The 4,038-nt window shown below is 72.9% G+C and carries 6 protein-coding genes; 5 read left to right on the top strand and 1 reads right to left on the bottom strand.

All coding sequences use genetic code 11. The features are described 5' to 3' along the window. Positions 1–39: 39 nt before the first annotated feature. Positions 40–1,032: a TAXI family TRAP transporter solute-binding subunit gene (locus tag AC1MIR_RS11750; RefSeq protein WP_480028337.1), complete on the bottom strand. Its 993-nt coding sequence runs from the start codon at positions 1,030–1,032 to the stop codon at positions 40–42. 121 nt (positions 1,033–1,153) lie between these two features. Between AC1MIR_RS11750 and AC1MIR_RS11755 the strand changes: the two genes are divergently transcribed. The 5 genes from AC1MIR_RS11755 to AC1MIR_RS11775 all read left to right on the top strand — a co-directional run. Continuing rightward, the gene (locus tag AC1MIR_RS11755; protein WP_480028338.1) at positions 1,154–1,579 is read left to right on the top strand and encodes a DUF1489 family protein; all 426 of its coding nucleotides are present in this window, start codon (positions 1,154–1,156) and stop codon (positions 1,577–1,579) included. A 44-nt stretch (positions 1,580–1,623) separates the two neighbouring features. Next, entirely contained in the window at positions 1,624–2,394 is a 771-nt protein-coding gene (locus AC1MIR_RS11760; RefSeq protein ID WP_480028339.1) for an SDR family oxidoreductase, read from the top strand. A gap of 123 nt (positions 2,395–2,517) precedes the next feature. After that, complete coding sequence (locus AC1MIR_RS11765; RefSeq protein ID WP_480028340.1) at positions 2,518–3,342, top strand: HesA/MoeB/ThiF family protein; 825 nt, start codon at positions 2,518–2,520, stop codon at positions 3,340–3,342. Positions 3,343–3,395: 53 nt separating this feature from the next. Further along, positions 3,396–3,785 (top strand): hypothetical protein, encoded by a 390-nt coding sequence (locus AC1MIR_RS11770; RefSeq protein ID WP_480028341.1) that lies wholly within the window; start codon positions 3,396–3,398, stop codon positions 3,783–3,785. A 43-nt stretch (positions 3,786–3,828) separates the two neighbouring features. Continuing rightward, positions 3,829–4,038, top strand: a 210-nt coding sequence (locus tag AC1MIR_RS11775; protein ID WP_480028342.1) for a hypothetical protein, incomplete at its 3' end; no start/stop codon positions are given.

Consider the following 4,038-nt stretch of genomic DNA (forward strand, 5'->3'; position numbering starts at 1 on the left):
GGGCGCGCGGCGTCATGCCGCGACGCCCGGCGCGCGAGTTCAGGCCGCGATCAGGTTGTCGGGCACCTGCTGCCCGACCTCGCGCAGGTAGCGCGCCGCGCCGGGGTGGAAGGGCAGGAAGGTGTTCTTGGTCCAGTTCTCCGCCAGCGTGTCGGCGCCGGCCGCGATCGCCGCCTTCAGCCGCGCGTTCTGGCCGAGCACCGACTTGGCGATCTCGTACACCAGGTCGTCCGGCAGGCTCTTGTGGGCAATGGCGAAGTTGAACATGCCGACGATGCGCAGCGGCCGTTCCTGCTTGCGGTAGGTGCCGACCGGCAGCGTGCCCGCGGCGAGCTCCGGGAACTTCGCGGTGAGCTTGCGCACCTCCTCCTCGGTGAAGTCGAGGTAGTTCACGTCGGCCTGCACCTCCAGCTCGCTGAAGGCCGGCACCGGCACGCCGGAGGCGAAGACGAAGGCGTCCAGCAGCCGGTCCTGCAGCTGCCCCGCCATGTCCGAGGCGGAGCCGTAGCGGATGGCGGAGGGCCGCGCGCCGAGCTCGTTCAGGATCAGCGGGTAGTAGGTGCCCGGCGTGCCGCCGCGCGGACCGACGCCGACATTCTTGCCCGAGAGCTGCGCATGGCCGGTGATGCCGGAGCTCTTCAGCGCGATGCCGTGGAACGGCGTGTCGTACATCGGGAAGACGGCGCGGATGTCCTGGAACTTGTTGCCCTGGGTCCAGGCCCCGGTGCCGTTCCAGGCCTGCAGGGCGACGCCCATCGTCACCATGCCCAGCTCCACTTCCTTGCGCTGGACCAGGATGATGTTCTGGTTCGGGCCCTGGGTGGTGCGGTAGGAGATCTGCACGCCCGTCGCTTCCTGCGCGAGCTGGCCCCAGGCCGGACCGTACAGCGCATAGGTGCCGCCCGGGGCGGCGGTGCCCATGTTCAGCGCGCGCGGCCAGGCGGGGTTCTTGGGCTGCGCCGCGGCCGGGCGCAGGCCGATGAGCGCGGGTGCCGCGGCGCCGATCGCGCCGATGATGATTCGACGATGCATATGTTTGCCTCCCTGGCGTTCGGTTTGACCGGGGTGCGTTACCCAATGGCGCCCGGCTCCGCAACCCGCGCAGGCGGGGGGCTTGCGCGGACTCGGTCGCCTGCCACATCGCTGTCCCGCGATGTTGCACATCATCAAGCTCTGCGTCGGCGTGAAGGAGGTGGCGGAGCTCGCCCAGTGGCAGGCGCAGCGCGCCCGGCTCGATCCACCGCTGCGTCACCAGACGCGCATGATGCCGAAGCGCGTGCCGGACCTGCTGGACGGCGGCTCGCTGTACTGGGTGATCGGCGGTTTCGTGCGCGTGCGGCAGCGCATCCTGGATGTGCGCGAGGAGAGCTGGGACGACGGCACCGCCTGTTGCGGCCTGGTGCTGCACAAGGAGCTGGTCCCGGTGGAATTGCGGCCCCAAAAACCCTTCCAGGGCTGGCGCTATCTTGATCCGGCCGCGGCACCGGCGGACCTGCCGCGCGGCGCCGTCGCGGCCTCCGGCCTCGAGAAGCTGCCGCCCGGCCTGCGCAAGGAACTCGCGGCCCTCTGCCTGATCTGACCGGGATTGGGTAGCTTGGCGGCTGTCCAAGGAGGGACTTCCCAATGCCGTCGCCGCACCATGCCGCCCTGTTCGACCTCACCGGCCGTGTCGCCCTCGTCACCGGCGGCTCGCGCGGGCTCGGGGCGGCGATGGCGATGGGCTTCGCCCGCGCCGGCGCCGAGGTGATCCTGAACGGCCGCGACCAGGCCGCGCTCGACCGCCAGGCGGAGGCGATGCGCGCCGAGGGCCTCAAGGTGCGCACCGCCGTCTTCGATGTCTGCGACGGCGCGGCGATGGATGCTGTGGTGCCCGGCCTCGGGCCCATCGACATCCTGATGCACAATGCCGGCCACCAGCATCGCGGCCCGGTCGAGACGCTGACCGACGAGGGCTGGTACGGGGTGCTCGACACCCACCTGACCGCGCTGTTCCGCCTCTCCCGCCTGCTCGTGCCGGGGATGAAGGAGCGCCGGCGGGGCAAGATCCTGGCGATCGGCAGCCTGGCGAGCGACCTCGGGCGCGGCACCATCACGCCCTATGCGGCGGCGAAGGGCGGGCTGAAGATGTTCATCCGCGCGCTGGCGGTGGAACTCGGGCCGTTCAACGTGCAGTGCAATGCGATCGGGCCGGGCTGGTTCGACACCGAGATCAACAAGCCGCTGCTGGACAACCCGGAATGGCTCGCCACCGTGAAGCGCCGCTGCCCCGCCGGACGCTACGCGCAGCCGGAGGAGATCGCGGGCACGGCCGTGTTCCTGGCCTCGCCGGCGAGCGACTTCGTCTCCGGCCAGCTGATCTTCGTGGATGGCGGCGTCACCGCGAACATGATGTAGCACCCTGCAAAGAGGACCCGCGCGCGCAGCGCGCCGCGCGGCTCGCAACCGCGCCGCCGGCACCACATGTCTGCGGCGCGCAGCCAGGCCGGCGGAGCCGGCGCCGGCGAATGAGGGCGAAGCATGAACCTTGATTTCACCGAGGACGAACTGCGCCGCTACTCCCGCCACATCCTGCTGGCGGAGGTCGGCGCCATCGGCCAGGCGAAGCTGCGCGCCGCGCGCGTGCTGGTGGTGGGCGCCGGCGGGCTCGGCTCGCCGCTCGCGCTCTATCTGGCGGCGGCGGGCGTCGGCACGCTCGGGCTCGTGGACCACGACACGCTGGAGCTCTCGAACCTGCAGCGCCAGGTCGCGCATGTCACCGCGCGCATCGGGCGCAACAAGGCGGAAAGCGCGGCCGAGACGCTGGCTGCGCTGAACCCGGAGGTGCGCGTGGACATCCACGCCCGCCGCATGGACGCGGAGGCCGCGCGGGATCTGATCCCGCGCTACGACATCGTCTGCGACGGCACGGACAATTTCGCCACGCGCTTCCTGCTCGGCGATGCCTGCCACCTGCTGGGCAGGCCGCTGGTCTCCGCCGCGGTGCTGCGCTTCGAGGGGCAGCTCTCGGTCTTCCAGGGCCATCGCGGCGCGCCCCACCCCTGCCATCGCTGCCTGCACCCGGAGCCGCCGCCGGAAGGCCTGGTGCCCACCTGCTCCGAGGCCGGCGTGCTCGGCGCCGTCACCGGCGTGATGGGCACGCTGCAGGCGACGGAGGTGCTGAAGCTGATCCTCGGCATCGGCGAGACGCTGACGGGACGCCTGCTGCTGTGGGACGCGCTGGATGCGCGCTTCCGCACCGTGAGGCTCTCGCGCGATCCGGCCTGCGCGCTGTGCGGCGAGGCAGCGACGATCCGCGACCTCTCGGCGCATGAGCACGCGCCGGCGCCGGCCTGCGTGGCGTGAGCGCGTCCGATCGCCGCAGGGCGCAGCGGCCCGAGGCCGCGAGCACCGGAGGCGTGAATCGACCGCGCCACGCGCCCCCGCTCGGCGTGCTGCTGATCTCGGGCGGGCATGAGCGCGCGCATTACGCGCTGGTTCTGGCCACCGGCGCGGCGGCGGTGGGGCGCGAGGTGGTGATCTTCGCCACCAATGCCGGCTGCCGCCTGTTCGACGCCGCCCGCCCGCTGGAAGCCGACCCGCGCGAGGCGCTGCTGGCGGGGCGCGGCGTCGCCGGCATCGCCACGCTGCTGGACGCGGCGCGCGAACTCGGCATCCGCTGCATCGCCTGCGAGGCGGGGCTGCGCGCCGAGGACATGGCGGCCGAGTCGCTGCAGCCGGGTGTCGAGGCCGCCGGCGTGGTGACCTTGCTCGGCGCCGTCGGGGCCGGCCAGATCGTCAGTCTGTGAGCGTGGCTTGACCCGGCGCGCGAAACTGTCGGAGGGAACGGGGATGCGCCTCTTTCCTCCGCTGCTGGTGGCGCTGCTGGCGCTGCCCCTCGGCCCGGCCTGGCCCCAGATCGTGGCGCCCGGCAGCCTGCCGCCACCGCGCCCGCTCAACGCACCGCCGCCGGCAAGCCCGCCGCCCGCGCCGGCCCCGGCGCCCCGGCCGCCGGCCCCCCCCCCCCCCGCCCCCGCCCCCCCCCCCCCCCCCCCTGCCGGG

The sequence above is a fragment of the Falsiroseomonas sp. RANM36 genome, from assembly GCF_056682175.1.